Consider the following 26,663-nt stretch of genomic DNA (forward strand, 5'->3'; position numbering starts at 1 on the left):
CGTCATACCGGCGGATCGCATCTGTGGAAACCGGGTGCCCGTCCGTAGACGCGAATCAGGCGCGACGGAGTCGGCGGCGGGCTCGCCGTACCCGGGCCCTCGACTCGTCGCCCATGCCCCGCAGCGCATCCAGCACCGTGAGGTCGGCCGCGAGGAACGACGCGGGGTCGCCGTAGCCCTCCCGCATCATCAGGTTCGACAGCCGGTGCCCGTGCTTGTCGTGGCCGAGCGCGTCACGGACGCGCAGATCGCCACTCCGGAGGTCGCGACAGGAGAAGCAGCCCCCGCCGGCAGGCATCGGCTCGGCGCCCTCGACCTCATCTCGCACCCGGGACACGGCCTCCGCGCTCGTCGCTGCGGCCACTGCTCGGGTGATGGGCCGGAAGCCCTCAGTCCGTGGGGTCTCGGCAGCCCGGGTGACATCGCCGGGGAAGACTGCGGCCACGTGCAGGATCCGGGCGTCCTCATCGATGAGGCCGATCACCGTCCAGTCACTCATGCCGCCCATCTTCGCCGCCGTACCTGTGCAGACGGGCCGAAATGCTCGACTTCACCCGTGCCGAGTGTTCTCCGTGCGGGACTGAAGCAACGCCAACGCGGCCCCGCCGACAACACTCGGCGGGACCTTCCGTCCTCAGCATCCAGCTGAATGGATACGTATACCGCCAATGGGGCAGGCGGGCGGGATGCGGACTCCGCGGGGCTGTTCCCGGTCCGGCCGCAGAGGGCGGCCCCAAGGATGGGTGGTCCCCGCGTATGCGGAGCTGTTCCCCAGTTGAAAACTCCAGTGAGGAGAACGTCATGGTGGTCCCCGCGTATGCGGGGCTGTTCCCGGATCGCGCTGCGTGGGGCGTTCGCGCCGTGGGTGGTCCCCACACGAGCGGGGGTGTTCCGATGAGACCGGCACCGCGTCTCCGCAGCGTGAGGTGGTCCCCGCGCGAGCGGGAGTGTTCCGACCTGTTCCATGCGGGTGACAAATTCTTCAGCGTGGTCCCCGCGCAAGCGGGGGGGTGGTCCGTACCTCTAAACACCCTCGGCCTGACGGGTAGTGTGGTTTCACGCGAACGGGAGCCCGGTAGGGGTCCTCGTCCGCGATCCATACACCAGTGGCCCCCGCGCAAGCGGGGGTGGTCCGGATGCAGACCGTGGCCTCGTCACGGCCCAGTCGTGGTCCCCGCGCATGCGGGGTTGTCCCCTGGGGAGGCGCGATTCGAAGGCGCAATTCCGAGGTGATCCCCGCGTATGCGGGGCTGGTCCCCTGGAGCCACGTCGATCGGGTCCTGGAACAGCGTCCCGATATTGCTCAACTGGGGTGGTGCTATGCGTAGGCGAGCAGTACATCGCCAACAAGCCTCCCTCCGCTGCCCGTTGGGGTTGATACGCTCTCCGAGCCCTCCCTCGCAGGCGGGGCCGTGCCAACGCGCACGGGCCCGCCGCTCCTCGTTGCAGCGAGAAGGGGCGGGCCCGGCATATCCCAGAGCACTGTGCAAATGCTGAAGGAGTAACCAATGTTAATGCCCAACCTTGGCTGTCCGTCTGCCCACCCCTCTCATTCCACGTCATGCGCTTGTGCGTACGGCTTGGTCACCGCGACGATCGCCGCCGCTCCAGCCACGCCCTCGCCATACGCGCCAGGACTGTGGGGCCTCGTCGTAGTGGTGATCGTGTTGGTTGCGACGGTCCGGCTGGCGGTGGCCAAGCGTCGAGCTTGATGGAGAGCGCAGGCTGCCCGGCCCGGAAGGGGCCGGGCAGCCTGTTTCGTGTCGCGCACTTACACCAGGTGCGGAGCGTGGTGGGGGCTTTCGCTGTATCCGTCCTGCGAGGTATTTCGGCATGTTTGATGCATCCATGACCGTGACGGCTGCGGCGCGTGCTGCTGCGTTTCAGGAGTTGCCCCCGGCAGCGCGAGTGGCCTGGGCCAAGCACGATCGCACGACGGAGGGTTGGCTTCCGCTGTGGCGGCACATGGCCGACAGCATGGCGGTCGCCGGAGAGCTGTGGGAGCGATGGGTTCCCCGTTCAGTCAGGGAGGTAGTGGCTGAGCCATTGCCTGGCGGGGGCGGTGACGCTCTTCGACTGGTGCGGTTCCTAGGCGGTGTCCATGACACCGGGAAGGCCACTCCCGCCTTTGCCTGCCAGGTTGAACCTCTTGCTGTGGGCATGAGGGATGCCGGGTTGGACATGCTGACCGCCAGGGAATATGGGTCAGACCGGCGGCTGGCTCCGCACGGGCTGGCTGGGCAATTGCTGCTTCAGGAGTGGCTGGGAGAGCGGTTCGGGCTCGCTGGACGGGTGTCCGGGCAGTTCGCGGTCGTGGTGGGCGGGCATCACGGGGTGCCTCCGGAACACCAGCACATTCACGATCTCCAGCTTCGCCCTCACCTGCTCCGGCACCCCGGGACACCACAAGAGGTCTGGCGCGGCGTGCAGTTCGCATTGATGGACGCATGCGCACAGGCGGCAGGGGTCACGGAGCGGTTCGCGGAGTGGAGGGGGGTGTGGCTGCCGCAGACGGCGCAGGTGTTGCTGTCCTCGGTAGTGATCGTTGCGGACTGGATCGCCAGTGCTCCCGAGCTGTTCCCGTACGACCCGGAGTCGTGGCGGCCTGCCGGAGCGGTAGGTGAGCAGCGCCGGTTGCGGGCTGCCTGGGCGGGGTTGGATCTGCCGAGACCGTGGACGCCAAAAGTGCCGCAAGGGCCGGTATCGGAGCTGTTCGCGGTGCGCTTTCCCCAGCTGCGGGGCTGTGAGGTGCGTCCGGTGCAGGCCGAGGCCGTACGCGTGGCGCGCTCCATGCCGGAGCCCGGCCTGGTGATGATCGAAGCGCCCATGGGCGAGGGCAAGACTGAGGGGGCCCTTGCTGCGGCGGAGGTCCTTGCTGCGCGCTCGGGGGCGGGCGGGGTCCTGGTGGCGTTGCCGACGCGTGCCACCAGCGATGCGATGTTCGACCGCTTGGCGAAGTGGCTGGAGCACTTGCCGCGTGATGAGGGCGAGTCGTTGTCGGTCGTGCTCGCTCACGCCAAGGCGGCGCTGAACGGGACGTGGGCCGGCATGTTGAGGCGGGGGCGGCGGGCTGTTGCCGCGATTGATCCGGACGGCGCGAACGGGCGTGTGGAGGTGGGTGCGCGTCCTGCGGGGCTGCATGCGCATCAGTGGTTGCGGGGTCGGAAGAAGCAGCTGCTGGCGTCGTTCGCGGTGGGGACGATCGATCAGGTGCTGTTCGCCGGGCTGAAGAGCCGGCATCTGGCGCTTCGGCATCTGGCGGTGGCGGGGAAGGTCGTTGTCATCGACGAGGTTCATGCCTACGACGCGTACATGAGCAGGTATCTGGACCGGGTGCTGGAGTGGCTGGCGGCATACAGGGTGCCGGTTGTTCTGCTGTCCGCGACGCTTCCGTCCGCGCGTCGGCGGGCTCTGGCTGCCGCGTACGCCGGGGAGTCGGGTGCTGCGGAGGTCGAGTCGGCGGCGGATGCCTATCCCCTGGTCAGTGCGGTGTCGCCGGGCTGCCGGGCCGTGAGTGTCCGTCCTGGTGCGGCTTCGGGGCGCGGAGCAGAGGTGGTGGTGGAGCGCTGCGAGGACGACGTGTCCGTCTTGGCCGAGCGGCTGGCCGAGGAGCTGGCCGATGGGGGCTGCGCGCTGGTCGTCCGGAACACGGTGGCTCGGGTGCTGGAGGCGGCGCAGGTGCTGCGCGAGAGGTTCGGTGAGGAGGCGGTGACGGTCGCGCACTCCCGTTTCCTGGCCGCCGATCGGGCTGCGAAGGACGCGGAGCTGGTCCGACGGTTCGGGCCGGGAGGTGACCAACGCCCCGCCAGGCACGTGGTGGTAGCCAGTCAGGTGGTCGAGCAGTCACTCGATATCGATTTCGATGTGATGGTCACCGACTTGGCGCCGGTCGACCTGGTGTTGCAACGGATGGGACGCCTGCATCGGCATGTGCGGCCACGGCCGGCTCGGCTGAGTAGGCCCCGCTGTCTGATCACGGGAGTGGACTGGCAGGCCACGCCGCCTCGCCCCGTCGAAGGGTCGCGGGCGGTCTACGGGGGCGACTACACGCTGCTGGCTGCACTCGCCGTGCTCGGCCCCCACTTGGACGGCTCCCCCTTGAAGATGCCCGACGGGATCAGCCCGCTGGTGCAGCAGGCATACGACGCTGATCCGGCGGTGCCGGAGGCGTGGGCGGAAGCGATGGTTGAGGCCCGGGCGCAGCACCAGGAGTTGCTGGCCGCGAAGAGGGAGAAGGCGGAGAGCTATCTCCTGGGACCGGTGCGGCGTCCCGGAAGGCCGGTGTACGGGTGGCTGGAGGCCCAGGCCGGGGACACCGACGACACCGGTGCGGGCCGCGCGCAGGTGCGCGATGCCGAGGAGTCCTTGGAGGTCTTGGTCATCCAGCGGCGGGCGGACGGGAGCCTGACCACGGTCCCGTGGCTGGCTGACGATGAGGAAGGGCCGCTCGGTGCTCTCGTTCTGTCCACGGACTTTCCGCCGAGCCGTCGTGCGGCAGAAGCGGTGGCGGCCAGTTCCCTCACACTGCCCGCGCTCTTCAGTAAGCCGTGGGTGATCGACCGCGCCATTGCCGAACTGGAGGGGCTACTGATTCCGGCCTGGCAGGTGAAGGAATGCCCTTGGCTGGCAGGGGAGTTGCTGCTCGTTCTGGACGAGGATTGTCAGACCCGTCTGTCAGGCTTCCTTCTGGAGTACAGCCCTGCCGACGGGCTGCGGGTCATTGAGCCGTCTCGGGCCGATGATGGCCCGTTGCCGGAAGGCAGGCGGACCCCTGCGGCCGAGCGCGGGGTCGCAGGAGAGGACGGTCGGAATGAGCAAGCGGGCACTGAGGGCGGCGAAGAGCAGTTCGGCTCTTCCCAGCCGGTTACGGAGGGCGGTGCGGTGAGCGAGGAACAGCCAGTGGACTCCGGGCCTCCCTCTTTCAACCTGGTCTCCGCACCGTGGGTGCCGGTGCAGCGCGAGGACGGCACGGTGCAGGAGGTCTCTTTGTCACAGCTGTTCAAGGAGGCCGGGCAGCTTCGGCGGATGGTGGGGGACCTGCCGACGCAGGAGATAGCTGTGCTGCGACTGCTCCTGGCCATCGTGTACGACGCGTTGGCCGACGCGCATGGCGCGACGTTTCCTGAGACGTTGGAGGACTGGGAGGAGCTGTGGCTCTCCGACGATCCGTTCGCCGAGGTCCCTGCCTACCTCGACCGGTACCGTGACCGCTTCGACCTGTTCCATCCCGAGCGGCCCTTCTACCAGGTGGCCGGGCTGCGCACGGCCAGGGACGACCTGGCTCCGCTCAGCCGCATCGTCACTGACGTGCCCGTCGGCTCGGTGTTCTTCAGCATGCGCAGGCCCGGCGTCGACAGGCTCTCCTACGCGGAGGCGGCCCGCTGGCTGGTGCACGCGCACGCATTCGATACCTCTGGCATCAAGTCCGCCCTGGTCGGCGACGAGGAACGGGCGAAGGCAGGGAAGGTCTATCCGCTGGGGGTGGGCTCACTGGGGAATCTGGGCGGCGTTTTCGCCGAGGGCGACACCGTGCGCGAGACGCTGCTGCTGAACTTGCTCGCGCCCTATGAGCTGGACCTAGCCCAGGACGGGACCGGGGACGACCGTCCCGTGTGGCGACGGGTACCGACCGGAGCCGCCCCCCGAGATACCCAACGACCCCTGGGGTTGCGGGATTTGTACACCTGGCAGTCCAGGAGGCTTCGGCTGCACCCGGAGAACGGGGCAGTGACGGGCGTAGTCCTCGGGTATGGCGATCAGCTCGCCGTCGCATCCCCCTGGAAGTTGGAGCCGATGACTGCCTGGCGCCGCAGCCCTGCTCTGGAAAAGCAGCAGCAGCGACAGCCGGTGTACGCACCACGGCGCCACGACCCCGGCAGGACGGCCTGGCGCGGCCTCGCCTCTCTTCTACCCGCGCGCCAGAGCACGAGCGACGCCGGGAAGAAAGGGGAAGCACCCCGGGCCCTGCGCTCGGGCATCAGTCGCTGGTTCACCCAAGTGATCACCGAAGGGGAGGTCGATCCGGGCAAACTCGTCCGGCTGCGTCTCGTCGGTGCCGTCTACGGCACACAGCAATCGGTAGTGGACGAAGTCGTGGACGACTCCGTGGTCCTCCCGGTGATCACCCTTCACGAGAAGAACCCGGTGTACGGCGCCGCGGCTCTGGACGCAGTCCAGTGGGCCGAGGACGCCGTCGAGGCGTTGGGGCAGCTTGCCGGAAACCTCGCAAGGGCTGCCGGAAGCGATCCGGCCCCGCCCACCGGCACCGCGCGGGACGCGGGGTTCGGTGCGCTGGACGGTCCCTACCGAGCGTGGCTGACGGACCTGCTGTCCTTCTCCGACTTGGAGGCGGCACGAGGGGCCTGGAAGTCCACCGTGCGCCGGCACATGTCCAGCCTCGGCCGCCAGATCCTCGCCTCTGCCGGCCCGGCCGCGGACGAGGGGCGGATGGTCGAACTCCCCGGCCTGGGCTCCCGGTGGATGGACGCCGGCCGGGCCAACGTGTGGTTCGCGGGACGCCTGAACAAGGTTCTCGGCCCGGCCACCGACACACCCGAGGACCCCAGGGAGAGCGCCTCATGACCACCAGCACGAACCAGACCTTCTCCACACCGGCCCCGGACGCCATCGACCGCAGCGTTGACTTGGTGCAAAGCGCCACCCGCCGTACGGTCGGCCGTCTCCAGGGCGGCTACCGCCAGGATGTCGCCTCCGCAGTGGCCGCAGTGGCGCGGTTGCGCCGCGAAGCAGGCCGCGACCCGCACGCTTCACCCACCGCGTGGGGGCTCGACGACCTTGAGGATCTCTCGTTTCTCAGGAACGCGGAGCAGGAGACGGAACAAGACCGCCGAGGCGACCAGGCTGCACCGCAGCACTTCTCGGCCCGCGCCAGGCAGAAAGAGGAAGAGCGACAGGCACGGGAGGAACGGGCCGTGCACCTGGCGGTGACCCTCTGGGCCCTGCACCAGCAGTCCATCCGCGACACCCCGATGCACCAAACCAACTGGCCGCTGGGACGCGCGGTCCGGCGGCTCGCCCACGGCATGACCGGCACCCACGATCAGCTTGAGCCTGCCGACACCGGCAAAGCCAGCTCCGAAAGCGGGAGGCCCCCCGTCGAAGACGCCAGCGAGACCATCCGCAAGCGCTTCGTGCGGATCGGCACATCGACGGACTTCGACACCCTCAGCTGGCGTCTGCGCCAGATGGTCCTCCTGCTGCGAACCGCACGCATCCCCTTGGACTACGGCTACCTTGCGGGCCAGCTCCTGCTCTGGCAAAGCGACCCTCTCCAGGACGGCGTGCGGCGAGCCTGGGGCCGGGAGTTCCACCTCGCGTACGCAAGGCAGCCCTCGGCCGACGACACGAAGGCCGAGTGACGCCCCGCCACACCCCGAACAGCAAGCCACCTACGCGCATTTCAACGGGCCCACGAGCAGGGGCCGCGAGCAGAATGGATCTACGGTGACCCGAACCATCCTCGACATCCACATTCTCCAGACCGTCCCGCCGAGCAACCTCAACCGCGACGACACAGGAACCCCCAAGTCGGCCTACTTCGGCGGGGTACGGCGGGCACGCGTGTCGAGCCAGGCGTGGAAGCGGGCCACACGCCGGGCGTTCGAGGACCTCCTGCCCCCGGCCGACCTGGGCGTGCGGACGAAAAAGGTGGCAGCCGCACTTGCCGAACGGATCGTCGCCCGGAACACACAGCTGCAACCGGTGTCCGTACAACTCGCCACCGACGTGCTCAAGGCCGCGACCGGCTCGACCATCGAGGTACCGAAGCGCAAGCCAAAGACCGCTGACGGGGAGGAGGGAGCCGAGACCCCCGAATCCTCGTACCTGATGTTCTTGAGCGCACGGCAGCTGGACGCCCTCGCCGAGCTGGCCGTCACCGGAAGCGGCGAGGATGGAGACCCCAAAGAACTCAAGAAGTTCCTGAAGGAGAACAAGGCCCACGCCAGGCAGGCAGTCGACACTCGGCACTCTGTCGACATCGCCCTCTTCGGCCGTATGGTCGCCGACTCCGCCGACCTCAACGTGGACGCGGCAACACAGGTGGCTCACGCTCTCAGCGTGCACAAGTCGGACATCGAGTCCGACTACTACACGGCGGTGGACGATCTCAGCCGGGAAGACGAGACCGGTGCGGGAATGATCGGAACCATCGATTTCAACTCGGCCACGCTCTACCGCTACGCCGCCGTGGACGTCGATCAGCTACGACGCAACCTCGGAGACGGGCTGCGCGAGAACGAGTCACCGACCACCCCGGTGGAGAAGGCAGTGGGCGCCTTCCTGGAAGCCTTTGTCACCTCCCTGCCGACCGGAAAGATCAACACCTTCGGCAACCACACCCTTCCCTCGGCGGTGATCGTCAAGCTGCGGGACCGCTGGCCCGTCAGCTTCGTAGGCGCCTTCGAAGAACCGGTCCCCAAAACCTCGACAGGCGGATACGTGAGGGAGAGCTGCCGAAAGCTCGCCACGTTCGTGCCCGACCTGGAGCGGCAGTACGGCATCGCCGACCAGGAGCAGAGCTGGGTTTTCCGTGTGGGCGAGGAGACGAGCGCCCTTGGCGAACTCGGCACGGAGGTGTCACTGACCCAGCTCGTGCGCGAGGTCTCCGAGGCGGTGGGCCAGCGGCTGGAGACCAGCGTATGACCGCGCTGCTGCTCCGGCTGGCGGGCCCCATGCAGTCCTGGGGTGCAGCCGCCCGCTTCGCCCGGCGCACCACGGAGAACACCCCCACCAAGAGCGGCGTGCTCGGCCTGCTCGCCGCCGCGCAGGGCCGCCCCCGCACCGCGGACCTGTCCGACCTGGCCGCGCTGCGCTTCGGCGTGCGGATCGACCAGCCCGGCTCCCGCATGCGCGACTTCCACACCGCTCACCACGCCGACTCCGGCAAGGCCATGCCGCTCTCGGAGCGGTACTACCTCACCGACGCGGTGTTCGTCGCCGGGGTCGAGGGCGACGCCGCGCTGCTCGACCGCCTGCATCGCGCCCTCATGGCGCCGTACTACCTCCCCTACCTCGGCCGCCGATCCTGCCCGCCCTCGCAGCCCGTCGAGATGGGGCCGCCCGTCGACGCCTCCCTGGAAGAAGCGCTGCGCGGCGCCCCCTGGCAGGCATCCGACTGGTACATCCGGCAACTGGAGCGCACTGCCCGAGCCAGCGGCAGCTCATCCGGCCCGGAAGCGCTGGATCTCCTGCTGGACTGCCCGCCCGGAGAGACTCCCCACCTGTCCCTGCGTGATACGCCGGCCAGCTTCGACCCCCGCCACAGACGCTACGAACTGCGCGGACTGATCACCGACCGGACCACCGCCGCGTCCCACGACCCGACCACCGGCCTGCGCCCCGTGGCCCCTTCTGACGAGGGCACCACGGAGAGCCCCCCGAGGACCATCTGATGTACCTGACGCGCTTCCGCATCAACACCGCCCGCACCGAAGCCCGGCGGCTGCTGGGCTCACCACACTTCATGCACGGCGCGGTGAACATGGCCTTCCCCGACGCGCCACCCCGGGACGAACACGGACCACGCGTGCTGTGGCGCCTCGACCACACCCCCTCCGGCCGACCCGACCTGTTCATCGTCAGCCCCAGCAGACCGGACCTGACCCACCTCGTCGAGCAGATGGGCTGGCCCACCCTCGAAGAGCCGGGATGGTCCACCTTCGCCTATGACGAATTCCTGGCCACCCTCAAACAAGGAGACACCTGGGGCTTCCGCCTCACCGCCAACCCCGTGCACCACATCCGCAAGCCAGGCAGTGCCAAGGACGCCCCCACCAAACGGACCGCCCACCTGACCCCCAAACACCAGCTCCAGTGGCTTCTCCAGCGGCAGCGGAGCGCCGGGTTCGAAGTCACGCGTACGCCCGATGCACGCCGCCTGCTGCCCGGACACGGTGACGATCCCGGCGACGAGTACGAGGTGATCGTGCACAACCAGGTGCCGTACCAGTTCCGCAAACGCGACGCGCGCTCACGAAGCGAAGTCCGCTTCGTGAGCGTCACCTTCGACGGTCGGCTGCGGATCACCGACCTCGACGTGTTCCGCCGCACCCTCACCCAGGGCCTGGGCAAGGCCAAAGCCTACGGTTGCGGCCTGATGACCCTGGCCCCCCTGCGGTGAGCGGCACCGTCAGCCGTCGAGCTGCCTCCACCCCTCGCGAGCTGTACCGGGTCAAAGACCGGGTCTCCTTCATCTACCTGGAGCGGTGCACCGTCCACCGCGACGACAACGCGATCACCGCCACGGACACCGACGGCGTCACCCACATCCCCGCAGCGACCATCGGAACACTCCTGCTCGGACCGGGCACCCGCGTCACCCACCAGGCCATGTCCGTCCTCGGCGAATGCGGCGCCGGGGTCGCCTGGGTCGGCGAGCACGGCGTGCGCTTCTACGCCGGCGGCCGGGCACTGACCCGCTCCTCCGCACTGGCCGAAGCGCACGCAACCGCCTGGGCCAACCGGCGAACCCGACTGCAAGTGGCCCGGGAGATGTACCGTCTGCGCTTCCCGGAAGAGGACCCGGCCGGACACACCCGCGACGAACTGCTGCGCATGGAAGGCCGCCGCCTCAAGGAGTGCTACCGCCGCGAATCCACCCGAACCGGCGTCCCCTGGCGGCGCCGCGAATACCACCACGGGGACTTCTCCGCAGGCGACGCACCCAACCAGGCCGTGACCGCTGCCGCCCAATGCATGTACGGCATCGCGCACGCAGTCGTCACCGCCCTCGGCTGCTCCCCGGCCCTGGGATTCGTCCACTCCGGCCACGAACGCTCCTTCGTCCTGGACATCGCCGACCTCTACAAGACCGACATCGCCATCCCAGCCGCGTTCGACGCAGCAGCGCACGGCCCCGACGACGTGGCCACACGAACACGACGGGCTCTACGCGACCGCATCAACGAGACCGCACTGTTGGACCGCTGCGTGCGAGACATCAAGCAACTCCTGCGCTACGACGAGGCCCAAGCCAGCGAATCTCCCGAAGCACAGGACAGCGTCACCTTGCAGACCGACGGGGACCTTCATGTGACAGGCGGCCGGAACTACGGGGAAGACCCCATCTGGTGACCGTCATCATCCTGGCCAACTGCCCCGCTGGACTCCGTGGCTTCCTGACCCGCTGGCTACTGGAACTCTCCCCCGGCGTCTTCCTGGGCTCCCCCTCCGCCCGCGTGCGAGAGATCCTGTGGGCCGAGGTATGCCAATACTCCGGCCAAGGCCGCGCCCTGCTCGCCTACCAGACCAACAACGAGCAGGGCTTCACCTTCAAGACCCACGACCACAGCTGGCACCCCGTCGACCATGAGGGCCTGACACTCCTACACCGCCCAAACCCCACCCAACCCCACGAAACCGCTCCCAAACCGCCCAAACAGGGCTGGAGCAAGGCCGCCAAACGCCGTCGCTTCGGAAACAGCTGATGACTTTGAGTAGGTTCCTGCGATACGGATCCACTATGTCGGAATTCGCGCTAGTGGGTAAAAACCGGCGCTCGGCGATGCAAAGCCCCTGGTCGCGGCCTGTGGTCCCCGCGTCTGCGGGGCTGTTCCCCGGCCGCGCCCTCCGTGCCCAGGGTCAACGCCGTGGTCCCCGCGTCTGCGGGGCTGTTCCCAGCCGCAGCCGGACGAGGGCGATTTGGCGCAGGTGGTCCCCGCGTCTGCGGGGCTGTTCCCCAGGACCCGGCCAGCCACGGAATCACCTCAGGGTGGTCCCCGCGTCTGCGGGGCTGTTCCCGGCGTCAACGCGCTTCTGCGCCTCGCCTACCGGTGGTCCCCGCGTCTGCGGGGCTGTTCCACACACAAATCCTGACTCGGCGAGGCTGGTTGAGTGGTCCCCGCGTCTGCGGGGCTGTTCCCGCTCGCCCGACTCGGACGGGCCGGTGAAATCCGTGGTCCCCGCGTCTGCGGGGCTGTTCCCTCCGCGCCCTCAGCACAGCGCTCAGCGCAATCGTGGTCCCCGCGTCTGCGGGGCTGTTCCCTGGAGGATCCCGCGCTTGGCGGTACGCATCCAGTGGTCCCCGCGTCTGCGGGGCTGTTCCCGGCCAGCCCGCAGATCGCGGGCTGGCCGTCACGTGGTCCCCGCGTCTGCGGGGCTGTTCCCTGGCAGCACCGCGCCCGCACTGCCATCACCCGGTGGTCCCCGCGTCTGCGGGGCTGTTCCCCCCTCTCGTATCCCGCTGCCTTGGGTGTCTGTGTGGTCCCCGCGTCTGCGGGGCTGTTCCCTCGCCGCGTAAGCGAAACCCCAGGTCAGCGGCGTGGTCCCCGCGTCTGCGGGGCTGTTCCCGCGGCCGAGCGCTTCGAGTACGAGGCGTACGAGTGGTCCCCGCGTCTGCGGGGCTGTTCCCGTCGGCGGCACAGGCTGCCGGTGGGCCTGCTCGTGGTCCCCGCGTCTGCGGGGCTGTTCCCGCGCGGGTGATCGCGAAGGTCGCTCCGAGCTGGTGGTCCCCGCGTCTGCGGGGCTGTTCCCGCAACGATGGCGCCGTCCACACCGATGGGGAAGTGGTCCCCGCGTCTGCGGGGCTGTTCCCGATCCGCCCGCCCCGGCCGACCGTACGGGCCAGTGGTCCCCGCGTCTGCGGGGCTGTTCCCTGCTGGACATCGCCCAGCGCAAGCCCCGCACCGTGGTCCCCGCGTCTGCGGGGCTGTTCCCAAAACGTTCCTGGCCAACGCCGCGTAGACGCTGTGGTCCCCGCGTCTGCGGGGCTGTTCCCGAAGGATTCCACCAGAAGGCGGTGGAGGGGTAGTGGTCCCCGCGTCTGCGGGGCTGTTCCCTGACCGACCAGGACGAGAACCACGTGTGAGCGGTGGTCCCCGCGTCTGCGGGGCTGTTCCCCCAGCGTTGGCGCCCGGGTTGTCGAACAGATTGTGGTCCCCGCGTCTGCGGGGCTGTTCCCTCGGCGCCGTCCGGCGCCGGTTCCGCCACCGGGTGGTCCCCGCGTCTGCGGGGCTGTTCCCTGGTCGGCGGACCGCTGGACGGCCTGCTGCTCGTGGTCCCCGCGTCTGCGGGGCTGTTCCCTCGAACTCCTCCTGATTGATCTTCATTTGGAGGTGGTCCCCGCGTCTGCGGGGCTGTTCCCAGCTCTCCGCTCTGGCGGACGTCCGAAGGAGGGTGGTCCCCGCGTCTGCGGGGCTGTTCCCGGGACCGCCGCCGAGATGTACGGCTTCACGCTGTGGTCCCCGCGTCTGCGGGGCTGTTCCCCGGCCGATGGCGTCCATGTCGGGGTCGAGGTCGTGGTCCCCGCGTCTGCGGGGCTGTTCCCGGAGGCGTTGGCCACAACTCGCACGCAGCGTTGTGGTCCCCGCGTCTGCGGGGCTGTTCCCTGCCCAATGGCGACTGGGGCAGCGTCTCCCGAGTGGTCCCCGCGTCTGCGGGGCTGTTCCCGTCACCGACGTCCGCGCCTGGACGGACTGGGAGTGGTCCCCGCGTCTGCGGGGCTGTTCCCCTGCGCGCGTAGGTTTTAGCGTGCCTTCCTAGGTGGTCCCCGCGTCTGCGGGGCTGTTCCCGCGCCCTTCGCGACCACGTCGTACTGCAGGTCGTGGTCCCCGCGTCTGCGGGGCTGTTCCCGACACCCGCGCCGGGGTGCCCTCGACTGTGAGGTGGTCCCCGCGTCTGCGGGGCTGTTCCCTGCACCGCAAACTGCTTCCCCAGCAGCACACGGTGGTCCCCGCGTCTGCGGGGCTGTTCCCCCGTCGGCCGAATCATGGTCATCATCCCGTCAGTGGTCCCCGCGTCTGCGGGGCTGTTCCCGGGGCGCCCAGCGCGTTCTGCGACAGTTCGTAGTGGTCCCCGCGTCTGCGGGGCTGTTCCCCAGTCCTCCCACTCCTCCAGGGCCTCCGCATCGTGGTCCCCGCGTCTGCGGGGCTGTTCCCAAACTCCAGCCGTTGAAGAACCTCTTCGGTATGTGGTCCCCGCGTCTGCGGGGCTGTTCCCCACGCACCGGAGCCCCGGAGCCGGCCGCCCCGGTGGTCCCCGCGTCTGCGGGGCTGTTCCCCCGGCCCGGGCTGCTACCGGCAGCCCTGGGGCGTGGTCCCCGCGTCTGCGGGGCTGTTCCCTGGACGGCACCGGCCAGAACGAGGACGAGCCGGTGGTCCCCGCGTCTGCGGGGCTGTTCCCAGAGTGACCACAACAGCAACCACCTACCGGGCGTGGTCCCCGCGTCTGCGGGGCTGTTCCCGAGGTTGCGGAGTTTCGGGTGCCGGACGTGCCGTGGTCCCCGCGTCTGCGGGGCTGTTCCCAGAGTGACCACAACAGCAACCACCTACCGGGCGTGGTCCCCGCGTCTGCGGGGCTGTTCCCGAGGTTGCGGAGTTTCGGGTGCCGGACGTGCCGTGGTCCCCGCGTCTGCGGGGCTGTTCCCATCACGGTGTTGGTCGTCAGTCCCGTCAGTTCGTGGTCCCCGCGTCTGCGGGGCTGTTCCCTGCCCCTCGCGGAAAGGGCCGTGGCATGACCCGGTGGTCCCCGCGTCTGCGGGGCTGTTCCCGGGCTGTCCTCGGCGCGTTACGAGATGCGAAGGTGGTCCCCGCGTCTGCGGGGCTGTTCCCCCTCCCGAGGACCCCGCAGTCCGCCAGCGCATGTGGTCCCCGCGTCTGCGGGGCTGTTCCCCCAGTAGGCGGGATCGAGCCGTTCCATCAGCTGTGGTCCCCGCGTCTGCGGGGCTGTTCCCTGGGCGGCCGTCTCGTCGAGGAGGCGGCGCAGGTGGTCCCCGCGTCTGCGGGGCTGTTCCCGCCGGGCACTGGCGGCACTGGGCACACCTGCAGTGGTCCCCGCGTCTGCGGGGCTGTTCCCTGGCCGCGTACGAGCGGCAAGCGGCCCGCAACGGTGGTCCCCGCGTCTGCGGGGCTGTTCCCCCGGCCTGATCCCTCAGGGGGTTTCATGACAGGTGGTCCCCGCGTCTGCGGGGCTGTTCCCGTGCGTCGCATCCTCGACGGACTCGCGGAGGGGTGGTCCCCGCGTCTGCGGGGCTGTTCCCTTGGTGCGCGGCAGACGCGTGCTGTGGGTGCGGTGGTCCCCGCGTCTGCGGGGCTGTTCCCCAGCAGATGACCTTCGCCCCAGCCGATGACGGGTGGTCCCCGCGTCTGCGGGGCTGTTCCCTCGCTCAGGCGGCCGAGCACATCGCGCAGCGTGTGGTCCCCGCGTCTGCGGGGCTGTTCCCGTCCACACCTGCCTGTCAGGGCCGGCGGGCCAGTGGTCCCCGCGTCTGCGGGGCTGTTCCCCGGGCGCAGGAAGTCGCCGAAATCTCCCGCGGGTGGTCCCCGCGTCTGCGGGGCTGTTCCCCGTCTGCCCGGCGAACATCCGGTCGTAGCCGAGTGGTCCCCGCGTCTGCGGGGCTGTTCCCACTGGATCGCCGACCTGGTCGACCCCGAGGCCGTGGTCCCCGCGTCTGCGGGGCTGTTCCCCAGCCCCAGCCCGTGGGAAGCCGGTCGCCGTCGTGGTCCCCGCGTCTGCGGGGCTGTTCCCCGGGAGGCCGGGCTGGGCGCCCCGATCCCCGAGTGGTCCCCGCGTCTGCGGGGCTGTTCCCAACAGTCCGGCCGTCACGATGGTGAGAGCCGAGTGGTCCCCGCGTCTGCGGGGCTGTTCCCCGCAACGGCGCCCAAGGCCGCATCGTCACCCTGTGGTCCCCGCGTCTGCGGGGCTGTTCCCCTCGTCGTAAACGGGGCAATGATGTGCCTCGAGTGGTCCCCGCGTCTGCGGGGCTGTTCCCTCGGGGTCGGGGATGCGCACGACGGTGATCGGGTGGTCCCCGCGTCTGCGGGGCTGTTCCCTCCGTCTCGGTGATCCACGCGGCCCGCGACTCGTGGTCCCCGCGTCTGCGGGGCTGTTCCCCGGTCGGTGAGCATCGAGCGCAGACGATCGAGGTGGTCCCCGCGTCTGCGGGGCTGTTCCCTCGGTGGCGCTGGGCACCGCGACGCAGGGCAAGTGGTCCCCGCGTCTGCGGGGCTGTTCCCGCCCTTCAGGTCGTGTGCGAGGAGTACGGGTTGTGGTCCCCGCGTCTGCGGGGCTGTTCCATGGCTTCGGCGAGGCACATGGCGCCTCCGCTGGTGGTCCCCGCGTCTGCGGGGCTGTTCCCAACAGCTCCGTCTGCTCCGACAAGGACGTCGCGTGGTCCCCGCGTCTGCGGGGCTGTTCCCGACCTTGCGGCCGCCAACGAGCGTGCAGCCTGGTGGTCCCCGCGTCTGCGGGGCTGTTCCCGCGGCGCGGGGGTGGTGACCGTGCTCGCGCTGGTGGTCCCCGCGTCTGCGGGGCTGTTCCCCAGACGGATACCGGCCCGACGAGCAGGACCTGGTGGTCCCCGCGTCTGCGGGGCTGTTCCCGGCCGGTGCGGGTGCGCATTGACCTGCCCGAGGTGGTCCCCGCGTCTGCGGGGCTGTTCCCCGGCCCGAGATCGACCGCCACGACGAGACCACGTGGTCCCCGCGTCTGCGGGGCTGTTCCCGCGAGGAGGGCCAGCCCCGCGATGGCGCCGGAGTGGTCCCCGCGTCTGCGGGGCTGTTCCCGTCTCCAGGTCCAGGGCGGGTTGGCTGATCAGGTGGTCCCCGCTTCTGCGGGGCTGTTCCCGGCCGCAGGCGCTGCCCGACTCCCCCGCTTCGGTGGTCCCCGCGTCTGCGGGGCTGTTCCCGCCGCTGCCGCCGCCAGCAGGGTGAGAACCTCGTGGTCCCCGCGTCTGCGGGGCTGTTCCCAGTGCCGGGATCCCGGTGATGGCCAGTCCGGTGTGGTCCCCGCGTCTGCGGGGCTGTTCCCACGGGCACCGGGTGGGCCAGCAGCATCCGGCGGTGGTCCCCGCGTCTGCGGGGCTGTTCCCACGGGTTTGATCCCGTCGTGCCAGACCGTTGAGTGGTCCCCGCGCCTGCGGGGCTTTTCCCCGCTCTGCGTCGCGGTGGCCGGACAGCCGGTAGTGGTCCCCGTGCATGCGGGGCTGTTCCCTTCGCGGCTGTCCTTCAAGGCCGAGTCTCGCCATGGCCCCCGCGCATGCGGGGGCTGTTCCCCAGATGGCGCCGGCGGTGACCGTGGTGGACTTGTGGTCCCCGCGCATGCCGGGCTGTTCCCTGTGGGACCCGCAAGGCGGCTCGCTCTTCGCGGTGGTCCCCGCGCATGCGGGGCTGTTCCCCAATGACCAGCGACACAAGCTGGGCATCCCCCACCAATGACGGTGAGGACCTCCCCAGCGCGCGGCGGGCTCCTGGGCTAGCCCGGCCGCCGCCGACCAGAGCGGTCAGAGCGGCTGGGACGAGGTCCCAGCGCCACCGGATCGAAGTCCAGCCGCATGCCCTTGGTCACGCTCCAGCCAGGACTCGTAGCCAGCGGCTTCGCCACCCGGCTTGGCGCCCGGCGTCACGAGATCCCGTACGTTGCCTCAATCACGGCAATTGCGCCGCCCCCGCGGGGGTCCGAGCGTTTCCCATCTGCCGTGTGCCCTGCCGAGGACTCGAACCTGCGGCTACGAGGAATTGAGACTCACACGGAGCCGCCGCCCGCTGCATGCCGCCGCGCGCACGCCGCCGCAACGGGTGAGCTCGTCCAGCCGCGGAACATGACCCCGAGATGCCGCTGCAGGCAGGGCGCGGAAGCGCGCCCTTGATGCTGGCGCCAAGCATCGGCTTGCTCGCTGACCGGCTCCTGGCCACCCTCGTTCATCTCCGCCACGGGGCCACGCACGACGTGCTGGCCTGTTGGTTCAACGTGGGTGGCTCCGCCGTCACCCGCACCATCGGTGAGGTACGACCGTTGCTCGCCGAGCAAGGATGCACCGTGAGCCATGGCCTTCGGCTGCGGACTTTGGCCGAGGTCGTCGGCCATCCGGGGGCCGGCGGGAAGTCTGGGATCGTCGACGGCACCGAGATCCGGGCTCGGCGGGCAGCCGCCGGGCGCAAGAACCGGGACACATTCACCTCCGGCAGAGCAAGCAGAATGCGGCCAAGACGATGGTGGTCACCGACAAGGACGGCCGGATGCTGTTCTGCAACCCGACCAAGCTCGGAAGCTGCGTAGACATCGGCCCGTGCCCGCGCGTTGGGGCTGGCCAAGCTCCTGGACGACGGTCCCGCGGTAGAGAGCCTCGCCGATGCCGTCTACCAAGGTCGGGTGCCCAGACGCGCGGACAGGTGGTGACACCGCATCGCAAGTCCAAGAGGAACACCCCGGACTGGTACGAGGAGACGTACGAGCGGCAGCGCAAGGCGCATTCTTCACGACGTATTCGGCTCGAGCACGGCATCGCCCATCTGAAGGACTGGCGGGCATTCGCCCGCCAGTTCGGTCGTCGCGAGCACACGAATCAGACTGTCCAGGCCATAGCCGGGCTGCTGCCCCATCAGCAGACCGGCGGCCCTGCCGCCGAGCCGGGAGACGTGAACCTCGAGTCCCGCCGCCGTCCTCAACGCTTCTCCGCCAACCATGCACGAGCTCGTTAGGTCCAGAGGTCGGAGCTGGACCTGCCGGGCGCAGTAGCACCATTTGCGCTCTTGTGAAGCCTTGCCTCTTGACCTGAAGCGTTCCCAGACTGATTTACGCCCGAAGAGGCGCAGGAGGCGGCGCCAGGTTCACGCGACGTGCGTCGCTGCGTTCCGCTCGGACGGGCCAGACCTTCGAGATTCGCTGTAGAGAATTTGCTATTTTTGCGCGGCATGGGGAACGGCACTAGAGAGGACGTGCATATTCCGCTTCTACGGATGGACCCGCAAGCGACGTCCGGTTTCAGAGCCTTGGCCTGAGATGACTAGGTAGATGCGTTGCCCTGGCCCCATTGCCGCGTTCACCTCTGACGTTAGTTGACTCTGATCTCTCAACTTCGATCGATATCCGCTGCGGTTCGGTCAGCGAGCCGAAACCCCACGGTGGCCTCGCTTAGCCTGAGCGAGCAGTCCGCCTTTTCAGTAAGGCGGATTTTCCGAGTGGGCACATGGCAGATGGGAAACACGCTAGTCTTTGGGCGGCGATACGCTGCGTGCATGTGTGGCTACACCTCTTCGTGAAGCATGGCGCACACGCGCAGCGACCCCGGGATTGCCCCCCGGGGCCGCCATGTCCACAACAAAAACCTCCCCGTGAAGAAAGGAATTTCGCTGTGATTCAGCGCGTCGGCGCGGCCTTCAGGAGGCGCGCCCGCAGGGCCAGTATGCCCAATCCCAGGCGCTCACGAACGTCTTTCGGGCGTTGGGTTGCGTCACCGCTTCTGGTGGCGCTGCTCCTCGCTGTGTGCGCACCTGCGTCGGGCAAGGTCTCGTTGACCATCTCGATGTGCGTGACGGCTGTGCCGTCGCCGCCTGTGGCAGGTGGTCTGGTTGTAGTTGTCCTTGTGATCCCTGTCGTCGTGGTGGTCAGGGGTGCAAGGAGGCTGCACTTCACCCGACTCCGTCTGTTCTAGCGCCGAGGCAGGGGGTGGCGGGCGTGCCCGTCACCCCCTCTTTTTTACCCCGGAGAGAACTGAGCTTGGAGAGGAGAAGTGCGGTGACAGGGGTATCGCGGGTTTGTGCTCACTGTGGTGAGTCCTTTCTTCAGGAGGGGCCGGGGCGACGGCGGGACTACTGCCGGCCTCAGTGTCGCCGACGCGCTCAGCGAGCGCGTCGTAGGTCACCTGCAGTAAAGGAACCTCGTCAGGGGGGAGGCGTTGCCGCCGGTGTGCGTGATGCCGGGATACGGCTGGCGGAATCCCATCTGCGTGAGGAGCCGCTCGGGCGGCGGTTGGCGCTCGCTGCGCAAGTGGAGTTGGAGGCGCGCTGCTACGCGGCTGCCGCCGTCCAGGACGCTCGGCGGGATGGTGCGACGTGGGAGGACGTCGCGCAGGAAGCGGGGCAAAGTGCCGCTGCAGTGCGTGCCCGCTGGGGGCCGGCCCGCACTGAGCGTCTGATGCGCGACCGTCTCGATGGGCAGGAGGAGTCGCTGTGAACCGGCGGCCTCCGTCCAGCTGCAGGCCAGCAGCGGGCGACGCTGCCGTTGTATCGACGAGTGCGTGTGCCCGGCGACATGCCGCTGCGCTCGGCCTGGCGGCCTTCATCTGCTGCCATGACCAGGTATATCGGCGCTATGCCCAGGTGCGCACCAATGACGTGGAATCGGCCAAGGCGACCGTCGAGCGCGTGCTGGATCGGCTGCGGGAGCGGTGGGAGGAAGCGCTGCGCAGTCCGAGTGCAGCGGCCTTTGCCTGGCAGCTCCTCAGCGTGGAGGTGTCCGGGATGTGCTGCAGGTGTCCGGCCCACCCGGGGGCGCAGGCAGTGTACGGAATCGTTGGCCGCACTCAGGCCGATGCTCTGGTGCTGCACCACGTGCTGCAACTACCTGTCCCGGAGTCCTCCGCGCTCATGGGAGTGCCGGAGCACCTCCTGGTCGCCCGCCTGCGCAGCGCCGAGCGCAGGATCTCACCCTGCCTGGCCGCAGCACTCCGCACGAGGCAACCGCGGAGCTGACCCGTTGACGTGTGCCTCGGCGTACGCCGGGCGTACGCCGAGGCACACGTCAACAACGCGTTGTAGGCCACCTGTGCACCAGGTCCCCCGCCGTCGCGTGGAACTTCCCAACTGACCTGTCTACGATGTGAGTTCCAACACACTCGGGGCGGGCGCGCGGTCCTCGGGGGACAGGGAGGCTGAGGGATGAGTGTGGAGAATCTCCCGAGCGAGATCGACACCACCACACCCAGCGTGGCCAGGATGTATGACCTCTACCTGGGCGGGGTCGAGAACTACGATGTCGACCGGCAAGCCTGTGCCGAACTCGACCGCATCGCACCTGACTGCGCACCACTCGCCCGCATCAACAGAGCGTTTCTCGGACGGGTCGTCAGCACGCTGGTTGAGGAGTACGGGGTCACTCAGATCATCGACCATGGCTCCGGGTTGCCGACACAGAACAACGTGCACGAGATCGCACAGCGCATCAACCCGGACGTTCGTGTCGTGTACGTCGACAATGACCCGATGGTCTTGGCACACGGCCGCACGTGCCTGGACGAGAACGACAACACCGCAGTCCTGTCGATGGACATGCGCGACACAGCCGAGATCTTCGACTTCGCCGAGCGCAAGCGCCTCTTCCGTCCTGGTGAACGCACTGCTTGCCTGTTCATCTCTGTCCTGCACTGTCTGAAAGACTTCCCCGACGAGAGAGGCCCGGCTGCAGTGGTGCGAAAGGTGGTCCAGCGGCTTCAGCCAGGGGATTTCCTCGCGATCAGTCACTTGGCCAGCGGAGATCCGGAGTTCCGGCAGCGCGTCACCGACTTGATGCACAAGCTGACGCAAGGCTCATGGGGCCGGGTTCGCTCACGTGCAGAGATCGAGGCATACTTCACGGGTCTGGACGTTCTCCCGCCGGGGATTGTCGACGTACGCGGTTGGCGCCCGGATCCTGATCAGGCCGGGCAGGACCAACAGCGGCTGGCGTGGGAAGAGTGGGGCGGAGTCGCCCAGGTACCCGAAGCTTGACCGACTACGAGTAGTCCCGGATCGCTTTCTCCAGGAGCTTTTCGCTGTCCTCGCGCGCCAAGGCTGCCTCCCGCATCCGGTCGAACAGCTTCTTATAGCGCAAGACTTCGTCCTTGCCGGTGACGTACTCCGCGTTGTGCAAGCGCTCGATGTAGATCTGCTCAGGAGGCCCACCGTCCGTGAACCGCAGGCGCGCGATGGGGTGTGTGACGGGAAGAAGTGCTGTCTTCTCGAACGGCACGATGCGAATGTTGATCTTGTTAAAGGGCTCGCGCGACAAACTCAGCAGAGCCTCCATCTGGGCCCTCATGACCTCGTTGCCGCCCACGGGGCGGAGCAGTACACCGGCATCGATGAGAGCTTGCAGCTTTTCGCATGAGCGCAGCTGTTTCAGCCGCTCCTTGCGCAGTCCAACCATGCGGTCGAGATCGCTGGTGCCAGCGTCCGGGTAAGCGGACTTGATCAAGACGCGGGCGTAGTCAGGGGTCTGGAGAATGCCGGGGACGACGCAGTTCTCGAAGACAGAGATTTCCCGTGCCTGCCCTTCCATGCGGATCAGGCGGTGCAGAAACTTAGGGGTGACGTCCAGGTACCGCTGGTACCACGCCTCGTCCAGCACCTGCCGCAAAAGCGCGTCGATCTCCGCGGCCTTTTCATCCGGCACGCCGTAGAGGGCCAGGAGAGCTTGCACATCGCGGCGGCGGGGCGGGGTCTCCCCCCGCTCCAGCCGGCTTACCTTGGCCACCGATCCACGGATCGCCTCCGCGGCCGCGCGCTGTGGCAACCCGCGCGAATCTCGGAGCATCCGCAGTTCACTGCCCAAGAGACGGGCGGGGCCGTCAAGGTGGCCACGCTGGATAGGCACCACGGACCCGCCTGACGCAGGGCACTGCGGATCCGGCTGACGGACGGCGGACATGCATACTCCCTGTGGCTACCAACACACGCCGTGTCAGTCTCCCAGATGTGCCACGTACCTGCCCGCCGTTCCGCCTACACAGCCGAGGATCAGGCGATCAGATCGTCGAACTCTCCGTCCTTGACCCCTTGGGCGAAGGCAGCGAACTCCGCCGGCGTGTAGATCAGAGCCGGCCCCTGGGGGTCACGCGAATTCCGCACCGCCACCTCCCCACCGGCGAGCGCCACCTCCACACAGTTCCCGTCGCCCACGCTCCGCTGACTCTTCCTCCACTCGGCCTCTTCCGCCACAGAGTCCGCCCGTACGCCGTTCTCAAACCTCATGAGCTACCTCCACCGCCATCGTCCGTGTCTTCGCCGCCTGCCCGCGCCCTCACCTGATGTACAGCCCGCCGCCTTCCAGCACGCGCCTTTCATATGCAAGTACACGATGGGCAGCAGTGAAAAATGCTAGGCCCCTCTGCGCTCACGGTAGATCCCCCGTGCGAGTGAGAGTTCGCCGAACTTCCCTATCAGAGCAGGCCACAGGAGAATGCTGGCACCTCCCCCGGCTCTCGTCATGAAGAGCTGTGTCAGCCCAAGCAGGACCCAGGACCTTTGCATCGAAAGCACATGAAGCCTGCGCTATGCAAACTCAGCGCACCCCTGCTGCTGATCAAGAACACAGCACAGGGCATGAGAACCGTAACGACGTCCTCTTCCGACTGAGGCATCGAACCGCGCCCCGGTTTTACGCCCCGGCCGCAGTACTCACTCGTTAGTGCGCTGGCGTTGGTAGCCCGCGGGCAGGGTGGTCTCCGGGCGTGCTGCGCTCGGATCGACCCGGTAAGCCGCTGTGCAGTAGGTCAGCGCCCACCCCTCGTTCGTACCTGAGCTGCCATCGGCGGCCTGCTCGACCCGCCACTACAACCAGGCCCCGGTAGGCAGCCAGTGCGTTGTCCCGGTAGGCCCACGCATCCACAACGGACTACCCACCGGGCGCGCCGCGCAGCGCCTCCCAACCGCTCGACGGATCGACCAGCCGCACGGCCTCGATGAACTCCGGGCGCGGAAGAAACGTTGGAGCGGTGGGTGGGACCTGATCAATCAACCGGCGCATGTCCGCTTTGGTCCTGCCGAAAACGTTGTGGTGATAGCAGCCGTGTGGACGGCCACCAACGCGCGCTGGGTCTGGCGGGCGCCGGAGCAGGGACAATTGCAATGAGGCGCGCGAGTCTGCACGAAAGACCCGCTTGGTGTCACACCGCCGAGCCCTTGCAGTCACGGTTCGTGGCATGTTGCGCGCGTATGAAGCAGCCAATGAGCAAGGTGATGATCAAGCCATTGAGTAAAATCGCTGGCCGGACTGACTCGCAAGCCGGTCGACGACCAAGCGGACCCTCGGCAACGTGACGATTTGCGACCAAGTGGATACGGGCGGCGCAACGGCATAGTCGGCGAGCGCGAGAGAGGTGAAGGGTCACGTCCGCCCGGTCCCGTGGCCGTGGCACGCCACCGTCCCTCCCAGCTACCTCCAGCGCCCGGGCCCCGCGGTCACGCTCCTCTCCGCCTGTGGGTGCCGAGTGCGCGCCAGGAGCCGGGCGGAGCAGCCAGGCGCGAGCTGGAAGAGGAAACCAGGCTCGTTGCTGGCGAGTTGCACCTCCTGACCCCGAATCGACCCACTTCCGCTCTGTCCGCCTCCCTGTGCCTGCCGGTCACCGGACCACCTCCGCGCGGGCGGAGAGCACCAGAAGCCCCCGGCCGCGGTAGCGGCCGAGGGCTTCGTGGTGAGGGTCCAATCTTGGACCCTTCGGCGGACCTACGGACGTCGGTAGGTGCTGGTGTAACCGCTGTCGGCGCGGCTTTCGCGGGATGCCCGGGGCGGTGTGAGTCTTTAGTGTCACGTGCGGGGTTGCAAGTAGTGGGCTCGACACACGAAGAGGCCCCCCGGGGCGGGCACCCGGAGGGCATCCGTGCAGTTGTTCGAGCCCGGCTGATTCTTAGGCAGTCGGGCTCACAGGCAGGGGCCGTTCGTGCGGTTGGCATTCGGAGGCGTTGCTAATTCCGGCGGCCGATCTACTCCGCCCAGACACCAACCCGTGCTCCTCCGCCCGCGCGGAGGTGGACCGCTTCTTGCCGTCCGGGGCATCGTCGGTGCCGTGTGCTCTCCGCCCGCGCGGAGGCGTTCCGTCGAGTGTCCCTGCTAACGAGCTCGTGCATGGTTGGCGGTGAGGCGTCGGGTTCCTGATCGTTGATCATGGTTGTGTGGTGGGGAACGCGTCTCGTGCAGCGATCATCAGCGACCGGAGGATCACGGGCCTTTCGGCTGACGTGATCGCTGAACTCGTGGCCGAGTTGGGCCCGTTGTGGCATGAGAGGCACCAGGCCAGGCTTGCGTCCAGGCCGCGGAAGCGCGCCCTGGGTGCCGGTGCAAAGCATCGGCTGGTGTTCGTCGACCGGCTCCTGGTCACGCTCGTTCATCTCCGCCACGGGGCCACGCACGACGTGCTGGCCTGCTGGTTCGACGTGGACCGCTCCACCATCACCCGTGCCATCGGCGAGGTACGACCGCTGCTCGCCGAGCGAGGCTGCACTGTGAGCCCTGGCCTTCGGCTGCGGACTCTGGCCGAGGTTGTCGATCATCTCGGTGCCAGCGGGAGGACCGGGATCGTCGACGGCACCGAGATCCGCGTCCGGCGGCCGGCCGCTGGACGCGAGGACCGGGACAAGTTCATCTCCGGCAAGAGCAAGCAGAACGCTGTCAAGACCATGGTGCTCACCGACGCGGACGGCCGGATGCTCTTCTGCAGCCCGACCAGGCCCGGAAGCTGCGCGGACATCACCCACGCCCGCCAGTTGGGACTGGTCAAGCTCCTGGACGGTGGTCCCGCGGTAGAGATCCTCGCTGATGCCGGCTACCAGGGTCTGGGTGCGCAGACGGGCGGACGGGTGGTGACACCACCGCATCGCAAGTTCAAGAAGAACACCCCGGACTGGTACGAGGAGATGTACGAGCGGCAGCGACAAGGCGCATTCTTCACGGCGAATCCGGGTCGAGCACGGCATCGCCCACCTGAAGAACTGGCGGGCACTCGCCCGCCACCTCGGTCGCCGCGAGCACATGAGTCACACCGTCCAAGCCGTCGCCGGACTGCTGTCCCATCAGCAGACCGCGGACCTGACGTCGGCACGGCAGACGTGAACATCGAGTCCCGCCGCCATCCTCTACGCCTCACCGCCAACCATGCACGAGCTCGTTACGAGCTCGTGCATGGTTGGCGGTGAGGCGTCGGGTTCCTGATCGTTGATCATGGTTGTGTGGTGGGGAACGCGTCTCGTGCAGCGATCATCAGCGACCGGAGGATCACGGGCCTTTCGGCTGACATGATCGCTGAACTCGTGGCCGAGTTGGGCCCGTTGTGGCATGAGAGGCACCAGGCCAGGCTTGCGTCCAGGCCGCGGAAGCGCGCCCTGGGTGCCGGTGCAAAGCATCGGCTGGTGTTCGTCGACCGGCTCCTGGTCACGCTCGTTCATCTCCGCCACGGGGCCACGCACGACGTGCTGGCCTGCTGGTTCGACGTGGACCGCTCCACCATCACCCGTGCCATCGGCGAGGTACGACCGCTGCTCGCCGAGCGAGGCTGCACTGTGAGCCCTGGCCTTCGGCTGCGGACTCTGGCCGAGGTTGTCGATCATCTCGGTGCCAGCGGGAGGACCGGGATCGTCGACGGCACCGAGATCCGCGTCCGGCGGCCGGCCGCTGGACGCGAGGACCGGGACAAGTTCATCTCCGGCAAGAGCAAGCAGAACGCTGTCAAGACCATGGTGCTCACCGACGCGGACGGCCGGATGCTCTTCTGCAGCCCGACCAGGCCCGGAAGCTGCGCGGACATCACCCACGCCCGCCAGTTGGGACTGGTCAAGCTCCTGGACGGTGGTCCCGCGGTAGAGATCCTCGCTGATGCCGGCTACCAGGGTCTGGGTGCGCAGACGGGCGGACGGGTGGTGACACCACCGCATCGCAAGTTCAAGAAGAACACCCCGGACTGGTACGAGGAGATGTACGAGCGGCAGCGCAAGGCGCATTCTTCACGGCGAATCCGGGTCGAGCACGGCATCGCCCACCTGAAGAACTGGCGGGCACTCGCCCGCCACCTCGGTCGCCGCGAGCACATGAGTCACACCGTCCAAGCCGTCGCCGGACTGCTGTCCCATCAGCAGACCGCGGACCTGACGTCGGCACGGCAGACGTGAACATCGAGTCCCGCCGCCATCCTCTACGCCTCACCGCCAACCATGCACGAGCTCGTAAGCGTTGTCCCGTAA

At 68.4% G+C, this 26,663-nt stretch carries 15 protein-coding genes and 1 CRISPR repeat array; of the genes, 12 read left to right on the plus strand and 3 right to left on the minus strand.

The window, feature by feature from the left end; genetic code table 11:
* Positions 1-55: 55 nt before the first annotated feature.
* Positions 56-499 carry a hypothetical protein gene (locus KBY19_RS17465; RefSeq protein WP_210966120.1) on the minus strand — a complete coding sequence of 148 codons (444 nt, stop codon included), beginning with the start codon at positions 497-499 and terminating at the stop codon, positions 56-58.
* A 1,349-nt stretch (positions 500-1,848) separates the two neighbouring features.
* On the opposite strand from KBY19_RS17465, the gene casA reads away from it, so the two are divergent.
* The 10 genes from casA to KBY19_RS17515 all read left to right on the plus strand — a co-directional run bounded on the left by casA (position 1,849) and on the right by KBY19_RS17515 (position 21,440).
* Positions 1,849-6,582 carry a type I-E CRISPR-associated protein Cse1/CasA gene (gene casA / locus KBY19_RS17470; RefSeq protein ID WP_210966141.1) on the plus strand — a complete coding sequence of 1,578 codons (4,734 nt, stop codon included), beginning with the start codon at positions 1,849-1,851 and terminating at the stop codon, positions 6,580-6,582.
* Positions 6,579-7,379 (plus strand): type I-E CRISPR-associated protein Cse2/CasB, encoded by an 801-nt coding sequence (gene casB / locus KBY19_RS17475; RefSeq protein ID WP_210966121.1) that lies wholly within the window; start codon positions 6,579-6,581, stop codon positions 7,377-7,379. The genes casA and casB overlap by 4 nt, the downstream gene beginning before the upstream one ends.
* 85 nt (positions 7,380-7,464) lie before the next feature.
* Positions 7,465-8,664 (plus strand): type I-E CRISPR-associated protein Cas7/Cse4/CasC, encoded by a 1,200-nt coding sequence (gene cas7e / locus KBY19_RS17480; protein ID WP_210966122.1) that lies wholly within the window; start codon positions 7,465-7,467, stop codon positions 8,662-8,664.
* On the plus strand, positions 8,661-9,413 hold the full coding sequence (cas5e, locus tag KBY19_RS17485) for a type I-E CRISPR-associated protein Cas5/CasD (RefSeq protein ID WP_210966123.1): 753 nt from the start codon (positions 8,661-8,663) through the stop codon (positions 9,411-9,413). Before cas7e ends, cas5e begins: the two co-directional genes overlap by 4 nt.
* On the plus strand, positions 9,413-10,141 hold the full coding sequence (cas6e, locus tag KBY19_RS17490) for a type I-E CRISPR-associated protein Cas6/Cse3/CasE (protein WP_210966124.1): 729 nt from the start codon (positions 9,413-9,415) through the stop codon (positions 10,139-10,141). The genes cas5e and cas6e overlap by 1 nt, the downstream gene beginning before the upstream one ends.
* Positions 10,138-11,094, plus strand: a complete 957-nt coding sequence (gene cas1e, locus KBY19_RS17495) for a type I-E CRISPR-associated endonuclease Cas1e (protein ID WP_210966125.1) — start codon at positions 10,138-10,140, stop codon at positions 11,092-11,094. Before cas6e ends, cas1e begins: the two co-directional genes overlap by 4 nt.
* On the plus strand, positions 11,091-11,447 hold the full coding sequence (cas2e, locus tag KBY19_RS17500; RefSeq protein WP_210966126.1) for a type I-E CRISPR-associated endoribonuclease Cas2e: 357 nt from the start codon (positions 11,091-11,093) through the stop codon (positions 11,445-11,447). The genes cas1e and cas2e overlap by 4 nt, the downstream gene beginning before the upstream one ends.
* 101 nt (positions 11,448-11,548) lie before the next feature.
* Positions 11,549-17,131: direct repeats of the CRISPR family, unit length 29 nt; unit sequence GTGGTCCCCGCGTCTGCGGGGCTGTTCCC.
* A gap of 470 nt (positions 17,132-17,601) precedes the next feature.
* Positions 17,602-18,012 (plus strand): transposase family protein, encoded by a 411-nt coding sequence (locus KBY19_RS17505; protein WP_247691095.1) that lies wholly within the window; start codon positions 17,602-17,604, stop codon positions 18,010-18,012.
* Complete coding sequence (locus KBY19_RS37785; protein WP_368860991.1) at positions 17,973-18,434, plus strand: hypothetical protein; 462 nt, start codon at positions 17,973-17,975, stop codon at positions 18,432-18,434. The genes KBY19_RS17505 and KBY19_RS37785 overlap by 40 nt, the downstream gene beginning before the upstream one ends.
* 2,178 nt (positions 18,435-20,612) lie before the next feature.
* Positions 20,613-21,440 (plus strand): SAM-dependent methyltransferase, encoded by an 828-nt coding sequence (locus KBY19_RS17515; RefSeq protein WP_210966128.1) that lies wholly within the window; start codon positions 20,613-20,615, stop codon positions 21,438-21,440.
* Positions 21,441-21,444: 4 nt separating this feature from the next.
* Here KBY19_RS17515 and KBY19_RS17520 read toward each other — a convergent pair whose 3' ends face one another.
* On the minus strand, positions 21,445-22,359 hold the full coding sequence (locus tag KBY19_RS17520; protein WP_210966129.1) for a helix-turn-helix transcriptional regulator: 915 nt from the start codon (positions 22,357-22,359) through the stop codon (positions 21,445-21,447).
* A gap of 89 nt (positions 22,360-22,448) precedes the next feature.
* A complete protein-coding gene (locus KBY19_RS17525; RefSeq protein WP_210966130.1) occupies positions 22,449-22,682 on the minus strand; it encodes a DUF397 domain-containing protein in 234 nt (77 codons plus the stop codon).
* 1,920 nt (positions 22,683-24,602) lie between these two features.
* Here KBY19_RS17525 and KBY19_RS17530 point away from each other — a divergent pair.
* Positions 24,603-25,622, plus strand: a complete 1,020-nt coding sequence (locus tag KBY19_RS17530; RefSeq protein WP_307843537.1) for a transposase family protein — start codon at positions 24,603-24,605, stop codon at positions 25,620-25,622.
* Between the two features lie 213 nt (positions 25,623-25,835).
* Positions 25,836-26,591: a transposase family protein gene (locus KBY19_RS17535; RefSeq protein WP_307843538.1), complete on the plus strand. Its 756-nt coding sequence runs from the start codon at positions 25,836-25,838 to the stop codon at positions 26,589-26,591.
* Positions 26,592-26,663 lie beyond the last annotated feature (72 nt).

This window comes from Streptomyces sp. B15, assembly GCF_018070605.1.
Classification (GTDB): domain Bacteria; phylum Actinomycetota; class Actinomycetes; order Streptomycetales; family Streptomycetaceae; genus Streptomyces; species Streptomyces smyrnaeus.

What these genes read in the sequence shown, in the direction of transcription:
- casB (WP_210966121.1), top strand. Translation starts at nt 6,579, where the DNA reads ATGACCACCAGCACGAACCAGACCTTCTCCACACCGGCCCCGGACGCC.
- KBY19_RS17520 (WP_210966129.1), bottom strand. Translation starts at nt 22,359, where the DNA reads ATGTCCGCCGTCCGTCAGCCGGATCCGCAGTGCCCTGCGTCAGGCGGG.
- KBY19_RS17525 (WP_210966130.1), bottom strand. Translation starts at nt 22,682, where the DNA reads ATGAGGTTTGAGAACGGCGTACGGGCGGACTCTGTGGCGGAAGAGGCC.
- KBY19_RS17505 (WP_247691095.1), top strand. Translation starts at nt 17,602, where the DNA reads ATGCTGGCGCCAAGCATCGGCTTGCTCGCTGACCGGCTCCTGGCCACC.
- casA (WP_210966141.1), top strand. Translation starts at nt 1,849, where the DNA reads ATGACCGTGACGGCTGCGGCGCGTGCTGCTGCGTTTCAGGAGTTGCCC.
- KBY19_RS37785 (WP_368860991.1), top strand. Translation starts at nt 17,973, where the DNA reads ATGCTGTTCTGCAACCCGACCAAGCTCGGAAGCTGCGTAGACATCGGC.
- KBY19_RS17465 (WP_210966120.1), bottom strand. Translation starts at nt 499, where the DNA reads ATGAGTGACTGGACGGTGATCGGCCTCATCGATGAGGACGCCCGGATC.
- cas6e (WP_210966124.1), top strand. Translation starts at nt 9,413, where the DNA reads ATGTACCTGACGCGCTTCCGCATCAACACCGCCCGCACCGAAGCCCGG.
- KBY19_RS17515 (WP_210966128.1), top strand. Translation starts at nt 20,613, where the DNA reads ATGAGTGTGGAGAATCTCCCGAGCGAGATCGACACCACCACACCCAGC.
- cas5e (WP_210966123.1), top strand. Translation starts at nt 8,661, where the DNA reads ATGACCGCGCTGCTGCTCCGGCTGGCGGGCCCCATGCAGTCCTGGGGT.